The sequence below is a fragment of the Acidobacteriota bacterium genome (genome assembly GCA_028874215.1).
Taxonomy (GTDB): domain Bacteria; phylum Acidobacteriota; class UBA6911; order RPQK01; family JAJDTT01; genus JAJDTT01.
This window is the reverse complement of record JAPPLF010000042.1, coordinates 139,751-154,459: the sequence shown is the minus strand read 5'-3', so window position 1 is coordinate 154,459 and position 14,709 is coordinate 139,751. Positions and strand designations below refer to the sequence as shown.

Sequence of the window (14,709 nt, the reverse complement as noted above, 5' to 3'; positions counted from 1 at the left end):
GGACATCTCAACCTGACCGAACGACAAGGGAAACATCCATGCCAACCCATCGCTCATCCCAACCGCTGATGGTGCTGACTCTCATGGCGCTGGCCGGCGCCGGAACGCTGCCGGCCGAGCCGGCGGGCCAGACGCCGTGGGCGCGGATTACCGAAGACGACGCCACCATCAGGATCGAGACCGACCAACTCGAAGCCGTCATCCCCAAGAAGAACCCCAAGCAATGGATGACCGGCATCGAAAAGGGATCGTTTCTCGACAAGAGCACCGGCTTTCGCGAAGCCGGCGACGGGCTGTGCATCGTGGACTGGATCATGGAGCCCGGCAGCGACGCGGCCTGGCAGAAGCAAGGGACCGAGACGGTTCCTTACCGCTACAACAACGACAATCACGGGAAGCGGGCCAAGCGCATCATCGAGGGGCCCCAGCTCTGCCACCGGATGAAGCCGGTCCAACCCCAGGTGATCCGGGGCAAGGATTTCGTCGCCGTAAAGACGACCTACCGTTACGAGTACGCCGCCCCCGGCTACAACGCCGGATCCCAATGGACTCAGCTACTGGTGTTCCCGAAAGGCAAGCGATACTTCTTCTCGATGGACCGGATCGACAGCGTCAACGACTCGGACGAAATGTTCCTCCGCATCGACATGCCGGGCTGCGTCCGCCACCGGCGCGGCGAGACGTTCAGCGAGATCTACCTCAGTTACCTGGGTGGTCCGGAAGGGCTGCGGATCCCGCCCAGCGAGTTCTACGACGTCTTCCCGCCCGACGAGAAATTCAACTACCGGCGAGACACGCACGAAATGCCGGAGCATTTCATCCGCGCCTACCGCTTGCGCGATCCGAAAACGGGCCAACAGGGTCCGTGGCTGGCAGGCATCACACTTGAACCCTCCGTCGTCTACGAATCGTGGTGCAACCAGCGGCCCGGGATCGTGATCTTCATCCATGAGATCGGGGGTCGGCCGATCAAGGCCGGCGAATCCTTCAGCGCCGCCTTCATCGTCGGCTACTTCGACAGCATCGAGGAAATGCACGCCGTGAACGACCGCTACCTGGGTCACCGCGCCCTCAGCGCCGACGGGTCGGGATGGCGCCTGGAAAAACAAACGCCGTGATCGAGCAAATGGGGCCCGTCAAGCCACAAACTGAAACGCATACAGATCCGCATCCTTCAGTTGGAAGTGGAGCCGGACCGGCGTTCCGGCCAACCTGCCCACATCGCTGCCCGATTTCCAGGTGACGGCACGGTCAAGCGTGTCGCCGAAGACCTCATTGCAGTCCGCCATTGAGTATCCCGGTATCGGCGATCCGTCGGGACGCCGCAGTGCGACGCGGATACCACCAGCGGCGGAGGTGGCGAAGTTCAGGCGAAGTTCTCGTCCCGAAAAGGTGAGCGGCTTCGTCACCAATACGCCGCCACTCATCGGGGCGCTCACCGAGACGAAGCCGTCGAGGCGAAGGGTGTAACGCCGCATCGCACAACTGGTCCCGGTCCAGCCACCCTCCTTCGCGTACAGCGACAGCTCGTTCGGCGCTCCCTTGAGTTCCGACTTGGTTTCGACGACATGCCAAGCCGTGAACTGCTGGCTGTAGTTCCAGGTGTCCTGCCGCTCGATTCCGGGACGCAGGAAGGCTTCGTTCCACCGTTTGAATCTCACGCCGTCGCGGCTGGCCATGAGCAGCGCTTCCGTGATCGCCGTGCCGTATCGCAGGTTGGCCTCGGCTCGCATTTCGCGGTGTTCACGCTCCGGCAAGGCACGCATCGAATCGGACCAGCCACGTTCGATATAACGCACCGGAAAGCCGATCAGGATGTGCGGCGCCCGGTAGTAGAGTTTGACCTGATTCGTGTAGAGATGCTCGCCGGGCGAGTCCTCGTAGGTCAGGTCGGCTTCGTCACCCCAGTTGAGAAAGTCGCTGGATGATCCCGTGCGGATGGCTCGGTGGCCGGCCGGCTTCCAGACCTTTTCCGTCGTGGTCCCCTGCGTGAAAGTCCGCCAGTAAGCCCGGTACTTCCCAAGTGTCGGATCCCAGAAAGCCAGATTCTGGGAATCGAACGCTCCGTTGGTAATGACCGGGGTGTCGCTCATCAGCGACCAATGGATACCGTCAGGCGACTTGAATGCGAACAGGCCGCCTTCTCCCCGGAGCCCACCCAGCCCCTTGTAGAGGGCCTCGGCAGGACAGTTCGGGCGAGTGTCCTTGAACGGTGTGAAGTTGTGAGTGCCCACACCGTCCCACACGATGTTGTTCTGCTTCGACCCGTTGAACTCAAACCGGCCCAGGACCGGTTTCGTCCAAACGATTCCGTCCCGGCTCTCCGCGTAGCACTAGACCGTTTTGTGGCGATTCGTGATGAGTCGGCCGTCTTTCACCTCGAGCTGTGACCCGCGATAGTACATCCGGTAGAGGTCGCCATCCTGAAAAACGGTATGATAACCACTGCTGGTGCCTTCCCAAGGCGCATCGTGGACAAGTGCGATCTCACGCGGAATGGGGTGGTGCAGCCTCGTTTCGGCCTTCCCCTCAAACCGTTCAATGAGAAAGTCGTCGACAAACAGCTCGCGCCGCGAGCCGACGTCGATCAGGGTCTGCCTCCCTTGCTTGCCGGCGCAGGAAGTCAAGGGAGCCAGGGCCGTGAACCCCAGCGCCGCAGATTGCAGGAACTCTCTTCTTTTCTGGTTCATTGGAAAACCCATTCAATTGAAATTACATCCGGACAAGGCCAAGCTCCCCGCCTTCCAACGGGTGCAGGAGTAAAGGTTCGGCGGTCAACGAGCCATCTGCTCGATCTCTTCCGCCGACAGGGCCCGGTCGAACACCGCCACCTCGTCGAGACGGCCTTCCCAATTGGACCGATTGTCGCAGCGGCCGCCGAAGAAAAACTGGTCGAACGGGACGGGAAAACCTGCGGTTGACTCGGTCTCGATCTCGGGCTGGCGCCCTCCATTCAAATGAACCCGTACGGTTTCACCGTCACGTATGAACACAACCTGATTCCAAGTCCAGCGCCGAATCTCCGTCCGACCCGCCACCAGCTTGCCTCCCCGTCCATTCTCACCGCGGAGGACGACAAGCTTACCCGCATGGCTCGTGCCTCCCAGACCGAGGTGGTCCCCTTCCAGGCCATGGTCCCGCCCCCGTGAGAACATCCAGCCGCTGACCTCGCGTGCATCCGTCGGCATCCCATTCCAGAACCAGAGAACCACGGAGTACCGGTCGCCCAGACCGGCAATTCGCGCACGCAGCCGTCCTCCGGCAAAGTGGGCAGCTCGATTCTGCTCATTGTCCAGGCAGTAAGCCTCCGAGCGCGGACCCTCGAGGAAGAACGCGACGCCCGGCTCGTACAGCGCGTCGCGATCCCGGCCGGACGAATCCAGGGCCCGTGAACCGGTGAATTCATCGAGTCTCCAATAGGCCGCGGGTCCGGCCTTCAGGAGGAGGTCGAAGGCGGGACCTCGGCTCTGTCGGTACGGACGCCGGGGTCTGGCGGCCACTGTTTCCAACAACTGGAGGGCGACTTCGGTGATTTTCGGCTCGGCCTCGATCTCCAGTCCGGCCCCGCGTTTCGCCCACGTGTTGTAGCCTCCGAGAAAATGCTGTTCGGGTGGCGGAATGTAGCCATCCCCGCCGTTGGCCAGGTCCATGACCATGGTCTTCGGCAGCGGGCTCTGCAGCTTCAGCTTCAAGCCGGTGAGGGCATAGGTTTCGGTGGGAGTCGTTGCGACTGCGATGTCGCCGATGCGGACGGCCTGAACCACGATTTCGGTCGACTGCCGTTCGTGCATGACGATTTGCTCACGAGCGTAGGCTTCCACGCTCACTTTGGGGATCCGGTCTCCCATCGCTTCGACCATTCGGCGGGCCCACTCCAGGCGCTGTCCGTCCGGGACGCGATACTTGAGTTCCAGTCGCTTCTCGGCCATGGCCAAGTCCGGATCCTCGCGATATTCGATCGTGCCATAGGCACCGAGGACGAGGTCCACCATCTCCGCCGAGTAACCTTCGATCGTAGGCTCATACCTGGAGGCCGGGGGTTTTGCGTAGTCGCGCCGCCAGATATCTCCGCTACAGCCGTGCGACATGATCCCGACGAAGGGAGGATCGCTGTCGGCATGGTCGTTGCCAAGATGGGACTTCAGCCCTTCGCAGAACAATCCGAAGTAGTCCGCGCTGAGGCCCTGCTCGCCCGAAAAGTAGTGCATGGAAAAGTTGGCCAGCACCGCGATCGGGCGGCCGTCCAACGCTTGAAAGGAAATCAGCGACAGGTCCGGATCCTCCGGACCGGAGGGGCCGGTGACGTTGTCCCAGTTGCTGGCGGCGTGCATGGTCGCGCGTACGGTGGGGTTGCCGAATACGTCGTCGACAATTCGATCCGGCCGGCGAATCCAGCGCCGCGTGGCCGTGAATTTCTCGGCGTTCACGATCGCCCAGCCCACTTGAGCGGGTTCGAGGTTGGCTTCCGCCTCGGCCAAGGCTTGAGCGATCCTCCCCGGAAGATAGGGCAGGTAAGTCGGGTCAGCGTGCACCATGCTATCCGCGACCGACGGCGCGGAGTGCGTATGCGTCGCCGAGATGAGCATCCGATCGGTTCGGATCTTGGTTCGCCGTGCCGCCAGTTGCTTCACCTCATCCAAGAACGGACGCTGCATAAAACAACTGTCGACAACCACCATCCCGAGACGCACCCGTCCGTCGTCGAGCACGATCGCCCGTGCATTCAATGGGGTCTTCACCTGGTCGACGGTGCGGGCGACGAGGCCGCCGTTGACGACGACCGGGAACTGCAGGGGCGTCACGTCCACCACCGCTGCCCCGGCCCTGAACTCAGCCCAAGCGTCCACTGTCGTCAATACCGGCAAGGCGCAAAACAGAAGAAGTGCTGCATGCGGCTTCATGTGATGTTCCCTTCTGGACGTGGAAGACCGCTACATGGTGCGGATATGGATCGCTTGAAGGTCGAACAATTCGGCAACACTGGCTCTCCCCAAGTCTATGGCTGATTCGACCCCCACAGTTGTATGCTAGAGAGTAGTGAGTGGTGAAAATCGCGTTTCGCCGCAGGGCGTTCACCACCGGCCCTTCCAGGTAATGTCAACATATTATGGGGAATCACCCATCCTTCGCGCGCGATCTGTTCTCGCACCGGATTCCGGTCACGGACAGCCTCGAACGAAAGGGGCTGTTGCGACGATGCAAGCAGGACCCGAGATATCCGGTGTGGCCTGTTATTGCGTCCAGCCTGTTGGTCTTCCTCATTCTGGCTGGGACCGGGGCCCGGTCTCAGCAGAATCGATCCGGGGATTCCTGGACCATCCGCTCCCAAGAAGTCTGCGGCGCGGCGAACCAGACGCTCCCCAAATGGGCGTTTGAGCAGAAATCACCGGAGCAGGCTGTGCGGGTGTTGCAGGATCGTCTGCGCTCGAACCCTCAGGATCCCATGCTCAATTATCAGTTGGGAATCCTCTACCAGGCCCAAAACCAGTTCCGGAAAGCCATCGCCCAATATTGGAAGAGCAGACACCTGGATGAGGACTCGGATCTATATCCGCTCGCCCTAGCCTCGGTTTTGTTCCACTGTAAGCAAGCCAGAGAAGCCATTCAAGTGCTGCGGGCCTTTCTGGAACGGCATCCGGAGTCTCTCCCCTGTATTCGCTTACTGTGCCGGATATACGTCCGGGAGGGCCAGCATGATCAGGCGCTGGCTCTGGCTCGGAAGGGCCTCACGCTGGACCCCGGCGACAGCTACGGACATTACCTCCTGGGAGTCAGCCACAAGGGGCTGATGCAATTCGAGGAATCGCAAGCTGCATTGGAGCAGGCCGTTGCCCTGGCCCCCTCGTTCGCCGAGGCCCGCCTGGAGTTGGGTTTACTTTACAGCGCCGATCACAAGACCTTTGGCCTGGCCGTTGAGCACCTGGAGTTGGCGATCTCGTCAGGATTGGTTCGACCGGACGTTCACAAGAGCCTGGGCTTTGTACTCCTCAAACTGGGGGAGCATGAGAAAGCGGTGGAACAACTGGAGCTGGCTTTGCAAGGCAGCCCGGACTATGTGGAACCCCATTTTCTGCTGGCGGATGCATTCCGCAAATTGGGGATGAAGGAGAAAGCGGCAGCCGCTCTGAAACGATTCCAATCTCTGAGGACGGCCGCCCGGGAACGGCTGGCGGTGGAGAACAGAGGCCCAAGGCTATACGCGCAGGGAGTGGACCTCTTGTCCAAGCAGGCTGCGCCGGAGAAGGCGTATGCGGCCTTCCTCGAATCCGTTGAGGCTTCCCCCGACATGGATCTGGGTTTCTATCGATTGGCCCAAATCGATACCGAAAGGGGGAACCGCCAACGTGCGGCCGATTGGATTCGCCAGGCGATTCAGGTGTATCCGCTTGACGCGCGGTACCACTTCGTGCTGGCCAGACTCCTGGAGCAGACTCATGTGGCCGGCTCCCTCGACGCCGTCAGGACGGCCATCGAATTGAACCCGACGAATGCGGACTACCACAACTTCCTGGGCAATCTGCTCTTCAAACGGGATGACTTTCAGGGCGCCGTCCAAGCTTATCGCCGGGCCGTGGAAATGGACCCGGACGACCCCATCCCGCACTTGAATCTGGCCACGACGCTGCCCAAGATCGGGGCCGCTCATGAGGCCGAAAGAGAAAGAGAGATCTACTTCCGGCTGTCCGGCGGAGGGAAACCCGATTAGATGCCGCGTCGACTCATGACCGCAGTGCTTTTCCCGCTGCTGGCCGTCGAAGCCTGGGCCCTGGGTGAAGCTCCCGACTCCGGCTCCTCAATAACCTTTCGGGATGTGACCGCACAAGCCGGTATCCGTTTCCTGCACCAAAATTCGCCGACTCCCAAGAGATACGCCGTAGCAACGGTGGGATCAGGATGCGGTTTTATCGATTTTGACAGAGACGGCTACCAGGACATTCTGCTCATCAACGGCGGTTGGACTCCGGGTACCGACAAGAACCTCTCCTTCGATCACTCCCTTTATCGAAACCGGGGTGACGGCACCTTCCGGAAGGTGACCGCCCAGGCCGGAATTGAATCCAACCGGTACTACGGAATGGGCGTCGCCGTCGGCGATTACGACAACGACGGATTCGACGATCTCTTCATCACCAATTTTGCCGGTCCCGATCTTCTTTATCGCAATAATGGAAACGGAACCTTTCGCAACCGGTCGCTGGCGGCGGGTGTGGGAGGCGACGGACGATGGAGCTCCAGTGCCGCCTTCTTCGATTATGACAATGACGGTTTCCTGGATCTCTATGTCGTTGGTTACACAGATCATTCACTCGATAAAAACAATCCGATCTGCAAACACGGACCCATGGTGGCCACCTGTGGTCCCGAGGCCTTCAACGGCGTCCCTGACGTCCTCTATCGAAACCAGGGCGACGGCACCTTTGCCGAGGTGGGTCACAAGGCTCGCGTGGCTCAGTTTGCGGGGAAGGGTCTGGGGGTGGCGCCACTGGATTTTGACCGGGACGGCCTGGTCGACATTTACGTGGCCAACGACGGAGTCGACAATTTCCTCTTCAGGAACCAGGGAGATGGATCCTTTTCCGAGGTGGGGCTGTTGACCGGAACCGCTCTGGACGAGAACGGAGAGCCGCAGGCAGGCATGGGAGTCGTCGCCGGAGACTACGACGGGGACGGGCTTCTCGATCTGGCGGTGACCAATCTGGACCTGGAATACCTGGCCCTCTACAAGAACATGGGTGACGGCTTTTTTGAAGACATGAGCTCCCGTGCCGGCGTTCTGGCTCCCAGCCGGCCCTTTGTGGGTTTTGGGCTGGGTTTGATCGACGTGGACAACGATTCGGATCCGGACCTGGTTGTCGCCAATGGCCACATTATGGACAACGCGGCCCAACTGAGAGCAGGGGCCTCTTACCGGCAACCCAAACTTCTGCTGGAGAACGCCGGCGGCCTGTTCGAGGACGTCACCTCTGAGCGTGGCGAAGTATTGACGGTACCCCAGGTCAGCCGGGGTCTGGCCTGGGCGGATTACGACAATGACGGCGATCTGGATGTGCTGGTCAGCAATTGCGGCGGAAGCCCGGTGCTGTTGCGCAACGAGGGAGGCAACGAAAATACCTGGCTGCAATTGAGACTGGTCGGCAATAAATCCAACCGAAACGGCTTCGGGGCTCTGGTAGAGATCAAATCTGGCGAGAAACGCCGGGTCTCCCAGGTCACCTCAGCCGGCAGCTATCTTTCGGCCAGCGACTATCGAGTTCACTTCGGCCTGGGAGAATATCAGGGCAAGGTCGAGATCACGGTTCACTGGCCAAGTGGAATCCGAGATCATCTGCGAGAGCTTCAACCCCGGCAGATCGTCGTGGTGGAGGAAGGAAGCACCAACCAGCCGGCGACAGCAGCCGCGGCAGGAGTTCCGGTCAGGGGCAAAAATGAGTCACCAGACTCAAGGGATGAGATCGGCGTTGGCTCCGAAACTCATTCCCCGAACTGAAACGCATACAGATCGGCGTCTTGCAGGATAAAGCGCAAGCGAATCGCCTGACCCGCAATCCTGCTCACGTCCGTGGAACCGTTCCAGGAAACCGTTCGGTCGATCTCATTCCCGAAGGTCTCATCCGCTTCCGGCAACGAGTAGCCGGGGATCGGACGGCCCTCGGCGTCCTGCATTTCAACTTTGAGTGTGCCCGCCGCCGAGGTGGCGAAGTTCAGCCTCAGCTTGCTTCCTTCGAACTTCAAGACCCGGGTCAGCAACTCGCCGCCTCGCATCGGCGCCGAGGCTGAGACGAATCCATCCAGGCGCAGGGTGTAGCGGCTCATCTTTCCACCCTTGCCGTGCCAATAACCCGAGGAGGCATAAAAAGACAGTTCATTGGGGGCTCCGGCCCGGGCCGCTTTGGTTTCCAGCATCTGCCAGGCCACTGTCTGGTGAGCGTAATACCACGAATCGTCACGTTGTATGCCCGGTCGAATGAAACCTTCATTCCAGCGCTTGAACTTCACACCATCACGGCTTGCCATGATCAGGGTTTCGGTCAAAGCCGTCCCATAGCGTAGATGCGAGCTGGCTCTCAATTCCCGTTTCTCCAGGTCCGGAAGAGCTCTCATCGAAGCGGACCAACCTCGTTCGATATATCGCTGCGGCGTTCCCACCAGGATGTGGGGCGCCCGATAGTAGGGCGCCACGTTGTTTATATACAAGTGCTCTTCGGGAGAATCGAAATAGGTCAAATCGGCATGGTTGTCCCAGTCAAGGAAATTCCCGGAAGTAGCGGTACGAATGGCCCGGAAGCCGGCCGGCTTCCAATTGTCCTTTTCGGTGACGCCGCCGGTGAAGGTTCGCCAGTAGGCACGGTACCGGCCGATGGTGGGATCCCAGAAGGCAAGGTTGGCGGAATCGAACGCGCCGTTGGTGATCACCGGTTTTTCCTGCATCAAGGACCAGTGGACGCCGTCCGGGGATTTGTAGGCGAACAGTCCGCCCTCTCGCTTGATGCCGGCCAATGCCTTGTACCGTTCCTCCCTGGGGCAGGCCGGGTTCTCGTCGATCACCGGCATGAAATTATGGGTGCCGATTCCATCCAGAATGATGTTGTTCTGTTTCGATCCCTGGTATTCGACGATGCCGAGGTCGGGCTTGACCCAGTGAATTCCATCCCGGCTCCGGGCAAGACAGGTGACCGGCGTGCCGTCGAATACGAGTTTTCCCGGGAGGGTCTTGAAGTTCCAACCGCGATAGTACATGCGGTAGCCGTCGCCATCCCGGAGTACGGTGTGGGATCCGCTGGCGTTTCCTTCCCAAGGGGCATCATGTTCGATCACGACCTCGCGAAAGGCCGGATGATGAAGCCGAAGCCGGGCTTTACCTGAGAGTTGCTCGATCATGAAGTCGTCCAGGAACAACTCGCGGCGCGACCCTATGGAAACGGGTTCATCGGTGCTCTTCGGGCCCGCGCGGGCAAGCGCGACCGGTTGCATGGCGGCGGCCGTTATCCAGGGGATCCGATTCAAAAAGGTGCGACGATTGGTTGTCATGTTCACTCTCCGTATACTGAATTGTATTGCAGTATTCCTGACCGCGCCGTCCGGAAGGGAACCGCCCGCCAAGTGGAGGATCAAATGGACAAGAATCTTATATTTTGCAGGCCGAAGGTCTGCTGCCTCTTGCTCCTCTCATTTCCGGCTCTCTTGCCCGTCTGTTCTCCCCTTCTCGCCGGCCCCAGCAGGCTGTTGCTTCGAGAGTTCGATCGGGCCATCAGCCGGTGGGTGGTCCGGGACGGCGAGGGGATCCGCTACCTCCTGACGCCCGGGAGGGGACCCGAGGGACAGGCGGGCTTCGCACTTCGAATCTCAAAAAACACCAGATCTCGATCACTGGAGGATTTTCTCCCCCCGGCCGACCTCGTCCCTCCCCGGAGCGCCCGCGAATCGATTTGTTGCGCCGGCATGGCCCTCGATGGCGCCGGCCGTCTGCATTTCGTCTGGAGCACCGAAGAGGGTCTTTCCGGTTACGGCATGATGAGCCTGGATCGGCTCAAGAGGCGCCTGAAGGCCGGAGAGGAGCTGCCCTGGGTGAATCCAGCCGACGGGACGCCCGGAGCGCTGATTCTGGCTGAGTCGGGTTCGCTCGTGGGTGACATCAGGCAGGCGCCCAATGGCGACGTCTGGCTGGCATGGACGGCCGGGACGGGCGACGACGCCTCCCTCCACCTGGGGAGCATCAGCGGAGGGAAATGGGAAGCTTTCGAAATCGCGGCCGGAGACAGCCATGCTCCACCCGCTCTTCTCATTGACAGCGGGGGGGGCTTTCACCTGGCCTGGCATAACCGGGAAGGGCGTGGTTTCTATAACAGCAAAGAGCCTTCCGATCTGCGAGAAGCGCTCAAGGAGTCTGCCGTTGAAACCCGAGCCTCCTCTTCCGTGCCCGCCGGACCCTGGAGGCTCTGGGCCTATCGGCCGGCCCTGGTGGAGACGCCCGCTGGAATACTGGCGGTCCACGAGAGCGGAACGGCGGAGTTGAGATCCGTTTTTCCAGGGGCCAAAGAAAAAAAACACTTTCCTCTCACCGGTGAGGACGAAAGGTTCACGTGGGATTTCTGTCACTCGCCCCGGTTTGCCGTCGACCGCTACGGCATCCCCTGGGTTTTCTTCATCAACGGCACCCGCCAGCACGTGTTTTACGCCCGCTGGCTGGAAAAGCAGTGGAGTCCGGTCTTGAACGCCTACTGGCTCACGCGCAATACGCCCAGAATGGACGAAAACCATCTCTCCATCGAGCGGCTGGCGGTGGAGGAGAAAATGGCTGAGGACGCTGAGGGGATCGGTGTCTCCATCACCCACGAAAGCCGGTTTCCCAAGACGGCCTATCACACCATGCCGGTCCCGTCTCTCACAGCCACTCCCGGAACGACTGTCCTGTTCTTGGATTTGAAGGAGTTGAAAGCGCTGGACGGTCTGCGGCTGAAGGTCAATGAGGCCACGAAATACCAGGGAAACCCGGTGATCGCCCGAGGAGCCGCCGGGGACTTCGATGCCGGGGGAGCCTCCCAATTGGGCGTCCTGAAAGAGAACGGCCTGTATCGAATGTGGTATTCCGGCGTCTTTCGCGAGCCCGGGTCCAAGTGGCCCGAGTCGGGCCCCGTACCCATGCGCCGGATTGGTTACGCGGAGAGCAACGACGGCTACGATTTCAGGAGAGTGGATCTGGGATTGGTTCCCTTTGGTGGACGGGAGCGTACGAATCTGGTTGCGGGACTTCCCCCCGCCCCGGTCTACAAGCCCATCTTTGCGGGGGGAATCCATCGTGACGCCCACGAGGCGGACCCGGCGAAGAGGTACAAGCTGCTGAAGTGGGACCGGGACCCCCTCGAGGAAGCGAGTGCGCCGCACCTGCAGGAGAGTCAGCGCTGGACCCTCTTCACCTCCCCTGACGGTATCCGGTGGAGCCGGCAGGCAGGAGGGAACATCTCCTTTCCTGCCGGCCAGCCCGGTTCTTTCGTGCCCATGTCCCTTTTTTTCGACGAGGCGGAAAAGGATCCGGGAAAGCGCTACAAGGCTTACGGCTTTACTTCATTGAATATCAGCCGCCGCGGCGGGGCCTACGGCTACAGCCCGGATGCCGTTCAGTGGACGGGGCATCCTCAGAACCCCATTTTCGACCCCTTTGCGCGAAGCGTACCCGTCGTCAGAAGCGGAAAGGTGGAACAGATCCATGATGTGGTGGTGTGGAAACAATACGGCTACTACCTGGCCCTGTATCAATACCAGCACAGCGGGTCGAACATGGATGTGGAACTGGCCGCGAGCCGTGACGGAGAGTCCTTCGTATTCATCCAGCCCGGCGAGAAGGTGATCACTCGCGGCGCTCCGGACGCCTGGGACTCGGACATGGTCGCCCCTTCCGTGCCCCTGGTGGATGGCGAAGAAATCAAGCTGTACTACGGAGGCTGGCGCCTTTCGCATTGGGCCGAAGGGCAGCCCTCGGGGGGCGTGGCGACGCTGAGACTGGACGGCTTCACCCATCTGGAGTTGGTGAAGGAACGGGCTCGAGGCAGTCTCACCACCATTCCCATCGGGCCCGGCACGGCTTCTGAACTGTACGTGAACGCCGACTGCAGCGCCGGAGGCTTCCTGCAAGTCGAGCTGATCGATCCCGCCTCCGGACGGCCACTGCCGGGGTACTCGAAAGAGGAGAGTCCCAGGTTCGAGGGGGACTCGGTGGCTTGGAGAGTCGAATGGGAAAGCGGAGGAGGCCTCCGGGGGCTTGAGGGGGAGTCATTCCAGATCAAGTTCCATCTGGCGGCCACAGGGGGATCTCCCAAGCTCTATTCATTCAGTCTGAAGTAATAGAACGATTCCGGTGTCTTCAGGGTTCTTGTATAATCAGGGCGTGAACCCGCCGATTCTTTCTTTCGAAAGAATTCTCCGTCGACTGCTGATTGCTCTTCTCCTGTTTATTCTGCCGGAGGTTCCGATCCTGGCCGGAGCCCAGGAGAACAAGTCCGGGAAGTCCCCGCCTCAAGCCCAGCTCAAAGAGGAAGCGGAAGATTACTTTCGACGCTGGTTGGACGAGGACGTCGTCTACGTGATCTCCAAGGAAGAGCGCGCCGTCTTCGAGAGTCTGACCACCCCGGAAGAAAAGGAGCAGTTCATCGAACAGTTCTGGTTTCAAAGAGATCCGGATCCGCGCAGCGCCGCCAACGAGTTCAAGGAAGAACACTATCGCCGGATCGCCTACGCCAATGAGAGATTCGCCAGCGGCTTTCCCGGATGGATGCATGACCGAGGCCGCATCTACATCATTCACGGGCCGCCCGACGAGATCGAGGCGCACCCTTCCGGCGGGAGGTATGACCGGCCCCTTGAAGAGGGAGGAGGAACCACCGTAGCTCATCCGTTCGAAGTCTGGAGGTACCGCTTCATCGAAGGCCTTGGCTCCGATGTCATCCTGGAGTTCGTAGACCCTTCATGGAGTGGGGAATACAGGCTCGCCCTCAACCCCGACGAGAAGGATGCCCTGCTCCATGTGGCCGGCGCAGGCAATACCATTGCTGAAATGATTCAGCGCGACGAATCCCTGGAAGGGACGGCCTTCACGTCGCCCGGAAACGCCAATCTCCGAAGCTTTCGAGCCCGGGACACCGCCTTCGACCGCTACCAGACGTTCACCAGGATCCGGCACGCCAAGCCCCTCAAGCATCGTGACCTGAAACGCCTCGTGGAGGTCGACGTCACTTACCAGGACCTTCCCTTTTCCCACCGGGTCGATTATTTCGGCCTCGACGAGACGCGCGCCCTGGTGCCGGTCAGTGTCGAAATCCACGATCGTGAACTCACTTTCGGCGAGGAAGAGCATGGAAGGCGGGCTCGCATGGCGGTCTATGGAATCGTAACCAGTTTGTCGAATCGGACTGTGGACGAATTCGAAGCGGATCTGGTGACCGACTATCGGGCCCGGACCGCCCGCTCCGTCTATCAAAGGGTTTTGGTGCTGGAACGAAAGGGCCGCTACAAGCTGGACCTGATCATCAAGGATCTCAACAGCGGGCGTGTGGGGGTCCGCCGCCTGGTATTGATTCCACCGCCGCACCGGTCCGAGCTTTCAGTCAGCTCGATTCTGCTCTCGAATCGAATCATGCGACTGGAGAGCGCCCCGGAGCGTAATGCGATGTTCGTTCTGGGGGACTTGCAGATTCGACCGAGCTTGGACAAAGTCTTCCGGCCCTCGGATAATCTCAATTTTTATCTCCAGGTGTACAACGTTGCCCTGGATCAGACCGCAATGAGGCCCTCACTGAGGGTCGCGTACCGGGTGGCGAGAGATGGACACCCGGTCGCGCAGTTCATCGACATCATGGGTCGGTCGATACAATATCTCTCCGAGCAGAGAGTCGTTCTGGTCCTGCCCGTCTCCCTGCAGAGCTTCGAGCCGGGAAGCTATGAGATCACGGTGACGGTGAAGGATCTGATCCAGGAAAGAGAGGTTCGAGTCTCCGAGGCCTTTGACGTGGCAGCAGAGGCCGCCGGCTGAGAGGACTCCGGAACCCGTTCTCAAACCTTTCCCCTGCCTGACCGGACTGATTTCGAAGGACGTCCCAATTCCTGAGCTGCTTGCCCAGGTAGCCCGGACCGCTCAGCTACGGACAGGTCATACGAGGTCTTGATGCTGTCGTGTCTTTCACCGACTCGATCACGAAGAACCCGGTGAGGACGGAA

Annotated in this window: 9 protein-coding genes; 5 read left to right on the top strand and 4 right to left on the bottom strand. The window is 60.4% G+C overall.

Features of this window, described 5'->3' with window-relative positions:
• Positions 1-38 precede the first annotated feature (38 nt).
• Positions 39-1,118, top strand: a complete 1,080-nt coding sequence (locus OXT71_08460) for a hypothetical protein (protein ID MDE2926415.1) — start codon at positions 39-41, stop codon at positions 1,116-1,118.
• Between the two features lie 18 nt (positions 1,119-1,136).
• On the opposite strand, the gene OXT71_08455 is transcribed toward OXT71_08460, so the two are convergent.
• The 3 genes from OXT71_08455 to OXT71_08445 all read right to left on the bottom strand — a co-directional run bounded on the left by OXT71_08455 (position 1,137) and on the right by OXT71_08445 (position 4,901).
• The gene (locus tag OXT71_08455; protein MDE2926414.1) at positions 1,137-2,246 is read right to left on the bottom strand and encodes a hypothetical protein; all 1,110 of its coding nucleotides are present in this window, start codon (positions 2,244-2,246) and stop codon (positions 1,137-1,139) included.
• Between the two features lie 87 nt (positions 2,247-2,333).
• Positions 2,334-2,690 carry a hypothetical protein gene (locus tag OXT71_08450; protein ID MDE2926413.1) on the bottom strand — a complete coding sequence of 119 codons (357 nt, stop codon included), beginning with the start codon at positions 2,688-2,690 and terminating at the stop codon, positions 2,334-2,336.
• An 84-nt stretch (positions 2,691-2,774) separates the two neighbouring features.
• Positions 2,775-4,901, bottom strand: coding sequence for a hypothetical protein (locus OXT71_08445; protein MDE2926412.1), 2,127 nt, complete (start codon positions 4,899-4,901; stop codon positions 2,775-2,777).
• A gap of 320 nt (positions 4,902-5,221) precedes the next feature.
• On the opposite strand from OXT71_08445, the gene OXT71_08440 reads away from it, so the two are divergent.
• Both OXT71_08440 and OXT71_08435 read left to right on the top strand, forming a co-directional pair.
• On the top strand, positions 5,222-6,706 hold the full coding sequence (locus OXT71_08440) for a tetratricopeptide repeat protein (GenBank protein ID MDE2926411.1): 1,485 nt from the start codon (positions 5,222-5,224) through the stop codon (positions 6,704-6,706).
• Entirely contained in the window at positions 6,707-8,488 is a 1,782-nt protein-coding gene (locus OXT71_08435) for a CRTAC1 family protein (GenBank protein ID MDE2926410.1), read from the top strand. It begins immediately after the preceding gene.
• On the opposite strand, the gene OXT71_08430 is transcribed toward OXT71_08435, so the two are convergent.
• Positions 8,473-10,029 carry a hypothetical protein gene (locus OXT71_08430; GenBank protein ID MDE2926409.1) on the bottom strand — a complete coding sequence of 519 codons (1,557 nt, stop codon included), beginning with the start codon at positions 10,027-10,029 and terminating at the stop codon, positions 8,473-8,475. The two genes, OXT71_08435 and OXT71_08430, sit on opposite strands and share 16 nt — an antisense overlap.
• A gap of 84 nt (positions 10,030-10,113) precedes the next feature.
• Between OXT71_08430 and OXT71_08425 the strand changes: the two genes are divergently transcribed.
• Both OXT71_08425 and OXT71_08420 read left to right on the top strand, forming a co-directional pair.
• Entirely contained in the window at positions 10,114-12,840 is a 2,727-nt protein-coding gene (locus tag OXT71_08425; protein ID MDE2926408.1) for a hypothetical protein, read from the top strand.
• Positions 12,841-12,883: 43 nt separating this feature from the next.
• Positions 12,884-14,524: a GWxTD domain-containing protein gene (locus tag OXT71_08420; GenBank protein ID MDE2926407.1), complete on the top strand. Its 1,641-nt coding sequence runs from the start codon at positions 12,884-12,886 to the stop codon at positions 14,522-14,524.
• Positions 14,525-14,709 lie beyond the last annotated feature (185 nt).

Coding starts and splice junctions, on each gene's coding strand:
- OXT71_08450 (MDE2926413.1), bottom strand. CDS start 2,690: ATGAACCAGAAAAGAAGAGAGTTCCTGCAATCTGCGGCGCTGGGGTTC.
- OXT71_08445 (MDE2926412.1), bottom strand. CDS start 4,901: ATGAAGCCGCATGCAGCACTTCTTCTGTTTTGCGCCTTGCCGGTATTG.
- OXT71_08425 (MDE2926408.1), top strand. CDS start 10,114: ATGGACAAGAATCTTATATTTTGCAGGCCGAAGGTCTGCTGCCTCTTG.
- OXT71_08430 (MDE2926409.1), bottom strand. CDS start 10,029: ATGACAACCAATCGTCGCACCTTTTTGAATCGGATCCCCTGGATAACG.
- OXT71_08460 (MDE2926415.1), top strand. CDS start 39: ATGCCAACCCATCGCTCATCCCAACCGCTGATGGTGCTGACTCTCATG.
- OXT71_08435 (MDE2926410.1), top strand. CDS start 6,707: ATGCCGCGTCGACTCATGACCGCAGTGCTTTTCCCGCTGCTGGCCGTC.